General features: G+C 59.2%; 11 protein-coding genes and 1 pseudogene. 3 read left to right on the plus strand and 9 right to left on the minus strand.

The window, feature by feature from the left end:
- The first annotated feature begins 19 nt into the window (after window positions 1-19).
- Window positions 20-913, plus strand: a complete 894-nt coding sequence (locus ACTHND_RS05220) for a pirin family protein (RefSeq protein ID WP_440176454.1) — start codon at window positions 20-22, stop codon at window positions 911-913.
- 130 nt (window positions 914-1,043) lie between these two features.
- Here the strand turns inward: ACTHND_RS05220 and pseI are convergent, their stop codons facing one another.
- From pseI to ACTHND_RS05255, 7 genes are all read right to left on the minus strand, one after another.
- Entirely contained in the window at window positions 1,044-2,093 is a 1,050-nt protein-coding gene (gene pseI, locus ACTHND_RS05225; RefSeq protein WP_440176456.1) for a pseudaminic acid synthase, read from the minus strand.
- A complete protein-coding gene (gene pseC / locus ACTHND_RS05230) occupies window positions 2,090-3,274 on the minus strand; it encodes a UDP-4-amino-4,6-dideoxy-N-acetyl-beta-L-altrosamine transaminase (RefSeq protein ID WP_440176458.1) in 1,185 nt (394 codons plus the stop codon). Before pseC ends, pseI begins: the two co-directional genes overlap by 4 nt.
- 282 nt (window positions 3,275-3,556) lie before the next feature.
- On the minus strand, window positions 3,557-4,609 hold the full coding sequence (gene pseB, locus ACTHND_RS05235) for a UDP-N-acetylglucosamine 4,6-dehydratase (inverting) (RefSeq protein ID WP_440176460.1): 1,053 nt from the start codon (window positions 4,607-4,609) through the stop codon (window positions 3,557-3,559).
- Window positions 4,610-4,852: 243 nt separating this feature from the next.
- The gene (locus ACTHND_RS05240; protein WP_440176462.1) at window positions 4,853-5,830 is read right to left on the minus strand and encodes an SDR family oxidoreductase; all 978 of its coding nucleotides are present in this window, start codon (window positions 5,828-5,830) and stop codon (window positions 4,853-4,855) included.
- Window positions 5,831-5,899: 69 nt separating this feature from the next.
- On the minus strand, window positions 5,900-6,682 hold the full coding sequence (locus tag ACTHND_RS05245) for a WecB/TagA/CpsF family glycosyltransferase (RefSeq protein WP_440176464.1): 783 nt from the start codon (window positions 6,680-6,682) through the stop codon (window positions 5,900-5,902).
- Between the two features lie 152 nt (window positions 6,683-6,834).
- Window positions 6,835-7,509: an OmpA family protein gene (locus ACTHND_RS05250; RefSeq protein WP_440176465.1), complete on the minus strand. Its 675-nt coding sequence runs from the start codon at window positions 7,507-7,509 to the stop codon at window positions 6,835-6,837.
- A 227-nt stretch (window positions 7,510-7,736) separates the two neighbouring features.
- Window positions 7,737-9,506, minus strand: coding sequence for a S1C family serine protease (locus tag ACTHND_RS05255; RefSeq protein ID WP_440176467.1), 1,770 nt, complete (start codon window positions 9,504-9,506; stop codon window positions 7,737-7,739).
- 333 nt (window positions 9,507-9,839) lie between these two features.
- Here ACTHND_RS05255 and ACTHND_RS05260 point away from each other — a divergent pair, with 333 nt between their 5' ends.
- Both ACTHND_RS05260 and ACTHND_RS05265 read left to right on the plus strand, forming a co-directional pair.
- Window positions 9,840-10,793, plus strand: a complete 954-nt coding sequence (locus ACTHND_RS05260) for an isopenicillin N synthase family dioxygenase (RefSeq protein ID WP_440176469.1) — start codon at window positions 9,840-9,842, stop codon at window positions 10,791-10,793.
- Window positions 10,790-11,281: a hypothetical protein gene (locus ACTHND_RS05265; protein WP_440176471.1), complete on the plus strand. Its 492-nt coding sequence runs from the start codon at window positions 10,790-10,792 to the stop codon at window positions 11,279-11,281. The genes ACTHND_RS05260 and ACTHND_RS05265 overlap by 4 nt, the downstream gene beginning before the upstream one ends.
- Window positions 11,282-11,407: 126 nt before the next feature.
- Here the strand turns inward: ACTHND_RS05265 and ACTHND_RS05270 are convergent, their stop codons facing one another.
- Both ACTHND_RS05270 and ACTHND_RS05275 read right to left on the minus strand, forming a co-directional pair.
- On the minus strand, window positions 11,408-13,303 hold the full coding sequence (locus ACTHND_RS05270) for a M2 family metallopeptidase (protein ID WP_440176473.1): 1,896 nt from the start codon (window positions 13,301-13,303) through the stop codon (window positions 11,408-11,410).
- A 136-nt stretch (window positions 13,304-13,439) separates the two neighbouring features.
- Window positions 13,440-13,566: pseudogene (locus ACTHND_RS05275) on the minus strand (IS5/IS1182 family transposase); the annotation flags it as partial.

Consider the following 13,566-nt stretch of genomic DNA (forward strand, 5'->3'; position numbering starts at 1 on the left):
TAGCCAAGGAGCGCGTGAAATGTCCGAAATGAAACCCGTCATCGCCCTGCACAGCGCCTATCGTGACGATATCGGCGACCTGGTGACACGCCGGCCGGTGCCTTCGCGGCAACTGAACAATATTGGCGCCTTTCTCTTCCTCAATCACCACGGCCCGCAAACCTATGCGCCGAATAATCGCGGGCTGCCCTTTGGCCCGCATCCGCATCGCGGCTTTGAAACCGTCACCTTCATCCTGGAAGGCGATCTGGCCCACCGCGACACCGGCGGCCATGAGAGCATCATCCACGCCGGCGGCGTGCAGTGGATGACGGCCGGCAGCGGGCTTGTGCATGAGGAGGTCTCGCCGGAAGCCTTCAAGCGCTCAGGCGGGCCGATGGAAATCTTGCAGCTATGGATCAATCTGCCGGCGCGGCTGAAAATGACCGCGCCGCGCTATACCGGCGTGCAGAAGCGCGAAATCCCGACCAGTGAGGCCGATGGCGTGACGCTCAACCTGATCTCCGGTCACTGGCGCGGACTGGATGGGCCGATTGAGTCGCTCACCAGCGTGTTCATGTCGACGCTGGAAATGAAGGCCGGCGGGCGGATCAGTTTTGATAATCTCGAAGGCCGCGATGTGTTTCTCTATGTCGTGCGCGGCGATCTGGCGGTCAATGGCACCGATGTGCCGCACTGGAATCTGGTCGAGTTCGGCAATGGCGGTCTGATCGATATCGAGGCGGTGAAGGACAGCGTGGTGCTGTTCGGTCATGCCGACACGATCAACGAGCCAATCGTGGCGCATGGCCCATTTGTGATGAATACGGTGCAGGAAATCCACCAGGCCTATGCCGATTCGCAGGCCGGGACGTGGGGGTACGCTCTCCTCCCCATTTCTCAAATGGGGAGGTGGCATTTGCGGAGCAAATGACGGAGGGGCGCGGCTCAGAAATTGAAGCGGGTGCGTTATGGCAGGTTCCGGAAAAGCGCCCCTCCGTCAGCGACACCAGCCCTTCGGGCTTTGCGCTGACACCTCCCCATCGCAAGCGATAGGGAGGAGACTATGCAATCATATCCATTGCCAACGGTTCGCCGCGCGCCAGATCGCGGCTGGCGGTCTTGCCGATGACGTTCCAAAGCTGCGAGGGCGACAGGCCCAGCCCCGGACGGATTGAGCGGATATTGTCATTCGTCAGCACCTCGCCGGCCTTGATATCCTTCACCACATAGAGCGAACGGCGGAAGGTTTTTGAGCCCTGCTCCGTGCCAAGCGTCTCGTAATGGACGCGGCCGAGCGCCTTCCAGGCATCCTTGCAGTCACGCACCAGGGCCGTGAATTCCGCTGGTTCCAGCGAGAAGCCGGAATCCGGTCCGCCATCGGCGCGAGCCAGGGTAAAATGTTTCTCGATCACGCAGCCGCCCAGCGCTACCGATGCGACCGACGCGGCAGTACCAAAGGTATGATCAGACAGACCGGACACGCAGCCGAACTTATTGCCGAGGTCCGGCACGGTGCGGACGTTGGCATCGGCGATATTGGCCGGGTATTCCGAGACGCAATGCAGCAGGATGATTTCGCCGGAGCCGAACTTGCGCGCGGTCTGTACCGCCGCGTCGATTTCACTGGCATTGGCCATGCCGGTGGACATGATCATCGGCTTGCCCTGCTGCGCCACATAGGCGACCAGCGGCAGATCGACCAGTTCGAACGAGGCGATCTTGTAGGCCGGCGCCCCTAAGCTTTCCAGAAGGTCCACCGCCGTATTATCAAACGGCGAAGAAAACAGTGGCACGCCACGCTGTTTCGCCCGCTCGAAAAGCGCCGGATGCCAGTCCCAGGGCGTATGGGCTTCCTGATAGAGATCATAGAGCGAATAGCCGTCCCACAGTCCGCCCTTGAGCTGGAATTCCGGCCGGTCGGATTTCATGGTGATGGTGTCGGCGGTATAGGTTTGAAGCTTGATGGCGTCACAGCCGGTATCGGCGGCGGCATCGATCATCTTCAGTGCGCGATCGAGCGAGCCGTTATGATTGCCCGACAGTTCGCAGATAATATAGGGCTCGTGATCAGCGCCGATCTTGCGGCCGGCAATCGTGACTTCAAGACTCATAATACTTCGCTCAGGGCTTGAATGACCCTCGCGGGGTCGTCATCCGCCATATCAGCATAGAGCGGTAAAGAGAGTGTGTTCTGATAGAAGCGGTCGGCGCCCGGCAGCTCGCGCTGGGCAAGCGCGCGGGTCTGCCAGTATGGCTGACGATTGACCGGCGCGTAATGCACCTGCGTGCCGATGCCGCGCTCGCGCAAACCGGCCATGACGGTAGTGCGGGTCGTACCAAGGACAGCAAAATCGATATTCACCGCAAACAGATGGAAGACGGTATCATACTCGGAATATTTCCAGTTTACCGGAATATTCGCTGAAGCCAGCGCCGCCTGATAGGCCGCCACCAGCGCCTTGCGCCGGGCGGCAAATTCCGGCAGGCGCTTCAATTGCGACAGGCCAAGAGCGCAATTGATGTCCGGCAGACGGTAATTATAACCCAGGCACTGCTGCTCATAGACCCATGGGCCTTCATCCCCCTCACCATCGTAACGCAGGCCGACAAAGTGCGCCGGATCACGCTCAATTCCGTGCGAACGCAAGGCCCGCAGCCGACGCGCCAGCACCGGATCATTGGTGGTGATGGCTCCGCCCTCACCGGTGGTCAGGGTCTTGACCGGATGGAAGGAAAAGCAGGCAGCCGTCGAGCTCTGGCATGAACCGACCGGCCCTTGCGGCCCCACCGTGCCGATGGCGTGGCAGGCGTCCTCGATAACAAAGGAGCCATGCTCCTCGCACACTTCCCGAATATGTGAAAGATCAACCGGCCGGCCGGCATAATGGACCGGAATGACCCCGCCCAGGCGATGGCCGTGATAATCGCGCTCCAGAATCTTCAGCGCGTCATCGAAAGTCTCATCAGTCATCAGGCCGGTGACCGGATCGACATCGGCGAAGATCACCGACGCGCCGCAATAGGCCACGCAATTGGCGGAGGCAGCAAAGGTAATGGCCGGCACAATGACGGCACAGCGCGGCGACAGTTCCTCGCTCATGACGGCCAGATGCAGGGCCGCCGTGCCATTGGCAACCACCACCGCTTCCTTGGCGCCGACCGTCTCGGCAAGGGCCGTTTCAAAGCGTTCGACCATTGGCCCCGTGGTCAGGAAATCGGACCGCAGGGTCTCGACCACGGCCTCGATATCGGCCTCGCTGATCGACTGGCGGCCATAGGGGAGAAAGGTCATATTATCGCCTTTTTACGCTATCGTCTGTAGCTCCCCCCTCTCCCCATGAATATGGGGAGAGGACGAGAGACGAGCTTCCGAAGTCGATCGGGTGAGGGGCTGTGGTGCCCTAGAGCCGCCATGAGTTGAGAAGAAGCCCCTCACCCGGTCACCCGCGCCGCTTTCGCGGCTTGCTTCCCGTCCTCTCCCCGCTACGCTGGGAGAGGGGGAAGAAAAATCTTACTGTCGAAAGCCATATGCAATGGCTCTCTGTAAACTGGTGAGGACAAAGAGAACCAACTGTCATCCTAAGTACGCCTGCATCATAGCCCTGATGCCGTCCGCGTCCAGACGCTCCTCATTGTTATCCGAGGCATAGGAAAAACCTTCCGGCACCTTCTTGATACCGCGCACCTTGGCAAAGCTCTTGCGGGTATATTCGGCGAATTCCGGCTCAATGACGTAACGATCGTCCAGTTCATAGGTCGAGCGGGCATCATCAGCCGAGATCATCATTTCGTGCAGCTTTTCGCCGGGGCGGATGCCGATGACCGCCTGCTTCGCCTTCGGCGCCATGGCGGTGGCCAGGTCGGTGACGAGCGTCGCCGGGATCTTCGGTACGAAAATCTCGCCGCCTTGCGTCAGTTCCATGCAGGACAGCACAAAGGCCACGCCCTGATCGAGCGAGATCCAGAAACGGGTCATGCGCGGATCGGTGATCGGCAGTTCGGTCGCGCCCTTTTCCAGCAGACGTTTGAAGAACGGCACCACTGAACCGCGCGAGCCGACGACGTTGCCATAACGCACCACGCAGAAACGTGTGCCGATATCGCCCGACATGTTATTGGCAGCGACGAAAATCTTGTCCGAAGCCAGCTTGGTCGCGCCATAGAGATTGATCGGCGAACACGCCTTGTCGGTCGAAAGCGCCACCACCTGTTTGACATGCGTGGCGAAAGCGGCGGCCACAACATTTTCCGCGCCGTTGATATTGGTGGCGATACACTCCGAAGGGTTATATTCCGCCGCCGGCACCTGTTTCAGCGCGGCGGCATGGATGACGATATCGACCCCGCGGAAAGCCATGACCAGGCGTTCACGGTCGCGCACATCGCCCAGGAAGAAACGCAGTTTGGAGAGTTGCAGCTTGTCGAAGCGCTCCTCCAGTTCGTTCTTCATCTCATACTGTTTGAGTTCATCGCGCGACAGGATGATCACCTTGCGCGGATCATAGTGCTCCAGCAGGGTCTGAACCATGCGCCGGCCGAAGGAACCGGTGCCGCCGGTGATCAGCACGACCTTGTTCTTGACCGGATCGGTCTGTGGTGAAAAATCACGATGAATAAGGTCGGTCATGCAGCCCTGCGATTGGTAATCCGGACATTACCCGTCCGTGGCCCGCATGTTGCCTTCAGCCGGTTAAAGGGGCGTTAAGCATGTTTCTTAATGCAGGTTAACTGCTTCTAATTGCCCCGTTACGGCTAAGCCGGCATGATGTGGCGAAAATAGTTGGCTTTTGAGCACTCGACGCGAAGTGTACTGAGGTACACGAGGAAGAGCGCGCAAAAAGACGGCTATTTGCAGACCATCAGGGCGAGCTTAGTAACCGCCAACCACAGGCAATATTTCGCCCGTGATATAAGAGGACATCTGCGCCGAGGCGAGGAAGACATAGGCCGGGGCCAGTTCCTCCGGCTGGGCCGGGCGCTTCATCGCCGTCTGGGCACCGAATTGGGATACCTCATCCGGCGTCTTGTCGGCCGGATTGAGCGGCGTCCACACCGGTCCCGGCGCCACCGCATTGACGCGGATACCGCGTTCGAGCAACTGACCGGACAGCGCGCGCGTGAAGGCGTGAATGCCGCCCTTGGTCATCGAATAATCAACCAGGGAAGGGCTGCCCTCGATGCCGGTCACCGAGCCGGTATTCACGATCGCCCCGCCATAGGGCAGATGCTCGACCGCCGCCTGGGCCATCTGGAAATAACCGTAGAGATTGGTTTTCAACGTCCTGTCGAATTGTTCTTCACTGATGTCTTCAAACCGGGCGTGAAGCTGGAAGGCGGCATTGTTGACGAGCACGTCCAGCTTGCCGAGCATGGCCACGGTCTGCGCTACGGCCTCGCGGGCAAAGGTCCGATCCGACACATCGCCCGAAATCAGCAGGCAGCGCCGCCCTTCGGCTTCCACCAGGCTGCGCGTCAGTTCGGCATCCTCATGCTCATCAAGGAAGACAATGGCGACATCCGCGCCTTCGCGGGCATAGAGGATGGCCACGGCCCGGCCAATGCCGGAATCACCACCGGTGATCAGCGCCACTTTTCCTTCCAGTTTTCCGGAACCTTTATAGAAGGGGGCGTCGTATAAGGGCTTTAGCGCCATATCAGATTCGCTGCCCGGCTTGTCCAGCGTCTGATCCGGCAGGGGCGGCTCCGGGTATTTGCGTGCGCCAGCCTGCATGGCCTTGTGCGGCTTTTCGAGCGGATGGTTTTTGTCGGTCTGGCGGCGCTCCGCCTGCAGGGCGCGCTGGACGGCGGCGGTATCTTCCGCCTCGTCCTGATAATCGAGTGGCGTCATGGGTTACATCACCTAATTGCTAGGCCCCTGCCCGCCGCTCATTAAGACCCGGTGAACATCAAAAATCGATCAGGCAGTACGCCTAAGCCGCCATACATCGCGTAAGGCCCATACATCTTTAAGGGCCTGCGGTATGAGCCACCACGGCTCGATGAAGTAGCGCTCGAAGAGACGCTGCGGCTCGTGAAAGAACCTGACGAGCCACTCGATACCCAGCCGACCGGTCCAGCGCGGCGGGGTATACACGACGCCGGCCTCGTAATCGAAGGCCGCCCCCACCGGCAGGATGACGCAGTCAGGCATATGATCGAGATTGTTGAGTATCCAGGTTTCCTGACGCGGCATTCCCATCCCGACCAGCAGAACATCCGGCTTCTTGTCCCTGAGATCGGCCAGCAGCAGCGCATTGGCCGGGCCATTGATATCGAAAAAGCCGGTGTGCAGGTCGAGATGCACCTGCGGATAGCGGGCCAGGATTGCCGCCTTGGAAGCCGCATTGTGCGCCGCTTCACCACCCACATGATAGACCCGCCAGCCGTTCTTTTGCGCCAGTGCCCAGAATTCCTCGCGGAAATCGAGATAGGTGCAGCGATGGGTACGCGATACCTTGTGTCCCATCAGTTTAGCCCAGGCGATCATCGGCGTGGAATCGATCTCGATCAGGTCGGCCTTATCGTAAAAGGCGCGCATGTCGGCGCGGCGCTGAAACAGGTACAGGCTGTGCAGATTGTGATTGGCCACGATGGCGCGCGCTTTCGCGGCCACCTTACGACCGACGAAATCCATGACATCGGCCGGGGTGATCACATCAACCTCGGCGCCCAATAAGAACAGGCGGCACGGTTTATCCATGCCGCCTGTCTTACAGGACTAACCTTGATATTCCTTCAAAGGAGAAGGTAAACAAAGTGCTCCGCGCTTGCGCGGCAAGGGCGACCGCCCGCCCGAGCCTTTGCGAGGCAAGCCATGGGGGGCGCCTAGTCCGGCGCTTGAGCTATGCTAAGCTATTCCACCGGGCGCAGGGTGATTTCGACGCGGCGGTTCTTGGCACGACCTTCCGGCGTGGCGTTGCTGGCGATCGGCTGGGTGTCGCCGGCGCCGGCAATATATATGCGCTCGGCCTTAACCTTCTGGCCGACCAGATAACCCGCCACGGCATTGGCCCGGCGCTCGGAAAGCTCCATATTGCTGGCGGCGTTACCGGTGCTGTCGGCATGGCCGACCACGTCGATATAGGTCGAGGGGTACTGGTTGAGGATGACGCCGACGTCATTCAGCACTGGCATAAAGCTGGACGACAGGTCAGCACTGCCCGACGAGAAGGTGACATCACCCGGCATGTTCAGGATGATATTATCGCCCGAACGGGTGATATAGACGCCGCGGCCTTCCAGCTTGGCGCGCAGATCCTTGTTCTGGCGGTCCATATAGGCGCCCACGCCCGCGCCAGCCAGTGCACCGATACCGGCACCGATGACAGCATTCTTGCGGCGGTCATTCTTGTTGGACAGGGCACCGAGCACCGCACCGGCGCCGGCGCCGATCAGCGCGCCCGACTTGGTATTGCTGCTGGTCCTGACGCCATTGCTGGTATCGACCGTGGTACAGCCGGCCATCAGGAAGGCCACACCGGTCAGGGCCAGGATCATTTTACGACCGGACAGATTAAAACGACGCATGAATAAACTCCTCAGATGAATTAGTGGCCTGATTACCATCCCTTTCCGGGCCTGAAAATCAGGGCAGCCTCCTATCCATGACATAGCCGGGATAAGGAGGTTGAATGAAACACCGCGCGATCTCATTAGAAACCTGTAAAGCACTCAAGTCTTTAAAAGATCGCGGATTAAGCTTTACTGATCGCCATCTGAACACAGGATGAAGGCGGCTGTGTGACGCCATTAACCTAAACCGCCTTGCAGCGCCAGACTGTCTTGGTTTCCGGCGCCATGGTCAGGTAGGACTGGGACAGAGTCCGGATGCGGGCCAGGTTTTCACCCAGTGCCGCCAAGGCCCCGGCATCGGCATTGGCCGAACAGCGCAGCGAACCGAGCGCGGCCTTTTGGGCCACGAAGGTCTTATACTGCGCAGGATCGATGCGGTAATCATAGCGCGTGAACAGGGTGCCGTCGGCCGTCAGTTCCATGCGCGCCGCCACCGGATTGGCATCCCCCGTGGTGAAACGCAGCAGGTTGCCGTCGGCCTGGCGTTCATAGGGCGTGCGGCCATTGACGCAGGCATGAACCAGGTCGAAATCGAATTCGATATGGCCGGCATCCGGCAACGGGTTGGCGGACATCGATTTGTCGACATCGCACGACATATGCTGGATGGCGGCGGTCGCCACGGGCGCGGCCACCTTCGGCTTGCTCAGGCGGCTGTCGATCTCGCGTTCCTTGATCAGGAAGCCAACCACGGCCACGATGATGATCAGGGCCAGCGCGATCCAGCCCCAGGGGATCGGATGCTTGATGCCGGGCAGCTTGACGCGGTCATGCGGCACCCATTCCGCCTTTGCCTTTTCCGGCTTCGGCGGCTTTACCTTTTCCGGCTTGGCGGGTTCGTCAAAAGCGGTCGGCGCCAAAGGCTCCTTATTGTGAATCTCGGTACGGTGACGGATTTCGCGGCGGATAATCAGGCCAATCAGGATCAGGACCAGCACGGACAGCACGATCATGGCGCCCAGTTGCCAGATTTCCATAGCGGCGCGGTCGGCCTCGGCCTTCTTCTGCTCGGCCAGGCGCTGAACCTGGGCTTCGGCGGCGGCGGCAAGCACACGCGACAGGGCGTCGTCCTTGACGATCTCGTCCTCGCTCTTGGCATAACAGGGCGTGGTCACTACGGTGGGAGTGACGCTGGCCGAGCTCAGGAAGCTATTCAGCGCTGAGACATGCGTGGCGACATACTGGCCGGCAGAGACATCGAGATTGCCCGCGGTCGAAACGGAAGAGGGCGCCGTCCAGGTATTGACGCCCACCACCTGGCCGCATTCATTGAGCAGCGGCCCGCCGGAATTACCGTGATTGATCGGCGCGGTGTGGAACAGGGTCTCGACGCGGCTGCCATCCGGATTGGTGGAGGCAAACAGCGCGATGGAGCCTTGCGTCACATAGGCATCGGCCGGCTCCAGCAGGGCGGTGCCGGAGCGGTTCAACAGGTGATCCGTCACGTCCGGGTAGCCCATGGTGACGACGCGTTCGTTTTTATAAGGCGTCAGATAGAGCTTGAGCGGCGGCACCTTAAGGCCGGGCGCCGCCAGCAGGGCCAGGTCGCCTTCCACCCACTTCTTTACCAGTTGCACCGGCTGGTAGGTAGCGCCGGAGTCCTTATGCGGCACGATATAGATATCGGCGCTCGACGCCTCAGGCGGCACCTCGACCACATGGTAATTGGTGACGATATAACCGGGTGCGACCACGAATCCGGAGCCCATGCCGACCGTATCGAGCGGCACGCCGCCATAGCCGCGATAGACGACCAGTACGCGCACCACCGACTGTTCGGACGTTTTCAGCGCCTTGGTGGAATTGACCGGCTGGAGATCGCTGTCGACCAGATCAGACAGGGACTGGTTGGCGGAGGATGAGTCCTGGGCGGCGGCCAGGTGCGGCAGGACACACAGAAGTGTCGTGACAGCCGCCAGCAGCGCCGCCGTGCCCATCACCCATTTCCGCATGTGGCGCCCCGCGCCCGTACCCGAAAACACTGAACTTTGCCTTATAGCCGAAACAAAACACCACGGTCTCTTGCGAGTCGCGGCAACTTCAAGGGTCATAACCGAGTTTGTGGCAAAAATCACCCCTGCCGACGCGCTTATTCTCGGTTGTGGGATTTTGAGCGCATCCCAAAAAGTGTCACGCACTTTTTGGATAAAGATGCGCGTCGCAATCAATTCTTGGCTTCTGTTTTGATCCCAATGGAACGAAACGGAAGCCAAGAAACGAATTGCCTGAAAAGGCAGTTGCGGATTAAGAAGAGCCTTAGATTTCCTCCCCGCAAAGTATCCGACATGCCCGATTCCGTTATGCCGCCCGTTTCCGCCATACCGCCCGTGCCTCTGGCGCTTTACGGGACTGATTTCGCGGCGTTTTCTGAAAGTTTAGGTGCGGCCTTCGAGCGCTATGGCTTTGCGGTTCTGGGCGGTCATGGGCTTGATCCGGCTCTGCTGGAACGTGCGCTTTCGGCCACCAAAGCCTTTTTCGCCCTGCCGGAGGAAACCAAGCGGAAATACAAGACCGGCATCGGCGGGGCGCGCGGCTATACGCCCTTCGGCATCGAAACCGCCAAAGGGGCGACGCACCACGACCTGAAGGAATTCTGGCATATCGGACGCGAGCTTCCGGCCAGTCATCCGTACACGGAATATATGCCGCCGAATGTCTGGCCGCAGGAGATCGCCGACTTCCACGCCAGTACCTATGCACTCTATGAAGCGCTCGACGCCCTGGGCAAGAAGGTGCTGCGTGCCATCGCCGTCTATCTGAAGCTCGACGCGGATTTCTTCGAGGCGCCGGTGAAGGCGGGCAACAGCGTCCTGCGCCTGCTGCACTATCCGCCGGTGACGACGCCGGGTGAGTCTGTCCGCGCCGGGGCGCATGGCGACATCAATGTCATTACTCTGCTGCTGGGGGCCGAAGAGCCTGGCCTGCAACTGCTTGATCGTGACGGCCAGTGGCTGCCGATCACCCCACCGGCCGATTGCATTGTCTGCAATATCGGCGACATGCTGTCGCGCCTGACCAATGGCGTTCTGCCGTCCACCCAGCACCGGGTGATCAATCCGGGCGAAGCGCGCAAGGATTTCGCGCGTTATTCGACGCCCTTCTTCCTGCATTTCGAGCCGCCCTATGTGATCGAAACCCTGCCGAACTGCATCACGGCCGAGCATCCGGATTTGGGTGCGGAGCCGATCACGGCGCAGGATTTCCTGATGCAGCGGCTGCGGGAGATCAAGCTGGCATGAGCGATCCGATTGTCGAAAATTTGGAAACAGCGTTTAGCCTCTTTTTGAATGGGATATCCGAACCTGACTCCAATGTATTAAGTATTTCACTTTCATCGGGGTGCTTATCAGATGATACCGTTGTCGATCCCAACATAAACGCACCTTGCAGAGCAGTAGAAGTAACAGAAAAAAGCCAGCACTTTGAAGTCTCTTTCGAGACTTATGTTTTCTATGCGATCATAAATGAGTCACATGGATTAATTGAACCTGATGCGATTTTTACTGGAAAGAAAATTCGAAAATATGAACGATCAAACTTGTTGGAAGCAGTAGAAAAAATCAGTTGCCCCTACGATATTTTTGGCGAACGCCCATTAAAGCATTTTGAAATACTAACCGAAAATCATCTGGTTAATGTTCTAAGCTATGATGACCCGCAGATCACGTTTCTAACTCATCCTCTCCATCAAGCTTTTAAAAACGCGCAAGTCTGGCAGAGATCGTAGCTTACGGGGCGTGGGGTCCGCGCCCCCACAAACCTAACCTTGTTCCAAAGAAAAACCCGGTCTTTAGGACCGGGTTTTTCTTTGGAAAGAGAGAAGACTTGGGGCCGCAGGCCCCAAACCCCATAACTATATCTCACCATCCCAGCCGCATTGCTGGTCCTTGTTCTGCTCTTCCAGCCAGGCATTCAGCGGCGCGAAGTAATCCATGATCGCCGTGGCATCCATCTCCCGCTGGCCGGTAAAGGTTTCCAGGGCGTCCGGCCAGGGCTTGGATTGCCCCATTTCCAGCATGGCGTTCAGCTTCTCACCCACCGCGCGTTCGCCATAGATCGAGCAGCGATGCAGCGGCCCCTTCCAGCCAGCCTGTTCGCACGCCGCGCGTTGGAACTGGAATTGCAGGATATCGGCCAGGAAATAGCGCGTGTAAGGCACACTGGCCGCCACATGATACTTGCCGCCCGGATCGAAGGCCGATTCCGGCCGCGGACCCGGCGCCTGGATGCCCTGATATTTGCGCACCAGTTCCCACCAGCGCTGATTATACTGCGCCTCGGTGATCTGACCGGAGAAAACTTCCCAGCGCCAGCGGTCGATTTCCAGCCCGAACGGCAGGAAGGCCACCTTTTGCAGCGCCATCTTGAGCAGGTAGGGGATATCCTCGGATTCACCCGGCACCTTATCCAGCAAGCCGATCTGCTTGAGATAGGTCGGCGTCACCGAAGACAGGCCGATGAAATCACCGATCGCTTCGTGGAAGCCGTCATTGGCGCCGTTCTTGAACAGGAAGGGCTGGTCCATATAGGCGCGCTGATAGAAGTTATGCCCCAGTTCGTGGTGGACCGTATAGAAGTCCTCGCCATTGACCTGGGTACACATCTTGATGCGCAGGTCTTCGTTATTATCGACATCCCAGGCCGAGGCATGGCAGACCACCTCGCGGTCGCGCGGCCGGGTAAATTGCGACCGCTCCCAGAAGGTCGACGGCAGCCCCTTGAAGCCCAGCGAGGTATAGAAGTTCTCGCCCGTATGGACCATTTTCAACGGGTCGTACTTCTTCTTCACCAGCAGCTTGTCGAGGCTGTAGCTGGATTTTATCCCTTTCGGCGCCACCACATCATAGATGTTCGACCAGTCCTGCGCCCACATATTGCCGAGCAGGTCGGCGCGGATCGGGCCGGTCTTCGGCTGGACGGCATCGCCGTATTTTTCATTCAGCTTGCGGCGCGTATAGCAGTGCAGGTTCTTGTAGAAGGGCGCGACCTGGGTCCACAGCTTGTCGGTCTCGGCGGCGAAGGCGTCCGGGTCCATATCATAGCCGGAACGCCACAGGGCGCCGGTATCCTTGAAGCCCAGCCCTTGCGCGCCCTTGTTGGAAAGTTCCGTCAGCTTGGCATAATCGTCCTTCATCGGCGCGGCTATGCTCATCCAGCCTTCCCACATGGCGCGGGTGGTCAGCGGATCGCGCGATTTCGCCATTACGTCCGAGGCGTCGTCGAGATTATAGGTCTTGCCCTTCCAGATGAACTTGCCGGTCGAATAGGTGGCGCCCAGCTTGGCGGCTACGGCCGACAATTCCTCCGCGGCGCCGGGCTCGGCCGCCGCCGGCAGGGTTTGCGAAATCCGCAACAGATCCAGCTTGCGGCGCGTCACCGGATCGGCATCGACATCATTATACTGCGCCGATTCCATGGCGTATTTGACCGTGGCCTCGTTCAGGGCGGCATCGGCCTTGGTCTGGAGCCACTCGCTGTCGAAATTGATAAAGGTCGCGCCTAGCCATTGCGCGCGCTGATCATATTCGTTGAGATCGGCCAGCTTCGCTTCAGCATCGGTGATAAAGGCCGTGGCCTCTTCCGGCGTCGGCTTGGCCGGCATGGCGGGGGTCAGCGGCGCAGGCTCGACCGGCACGGTATAGGCGCCGGTGTTACCCCCCAATACCACCGCAGGCGCGGAAGGCGTTGTCGTGGTGGCGCACCCGGTAAGCAAGGCCACACAGGCCGCAGACGTCAGCAGATACTTCATGACCAGTCCTCCCAGTGGTTAACAATCGCAGGGAAGGCTATTTGGTTGCAAGCGTCAAGGTCGAATGGAAGTTAAGATAGGTCATCACTGGTTTGGTCATCATCATTCGATTCCATCGCCAACCTAGGCCGTAGACTCATAACGCTTTGATCCAGATTCTGGTGGCGACGATCTTTACGGCTGCCAGAAAATTCAGAGGGTTTTTGTCGTAGCGAGTGGCAATACCTCTGAATTGCTTGAGTTTATTGAAGAAGCGTTCGACC

The organism is Asticcacaulis sp. (assembly GCF_051954415.1).
Classification (GTDB): Bacteria; Pseudomonadota; Alphaproteobacteria; order Caulobacterales; family Caulobacteraceae; genus Asticcacaulis.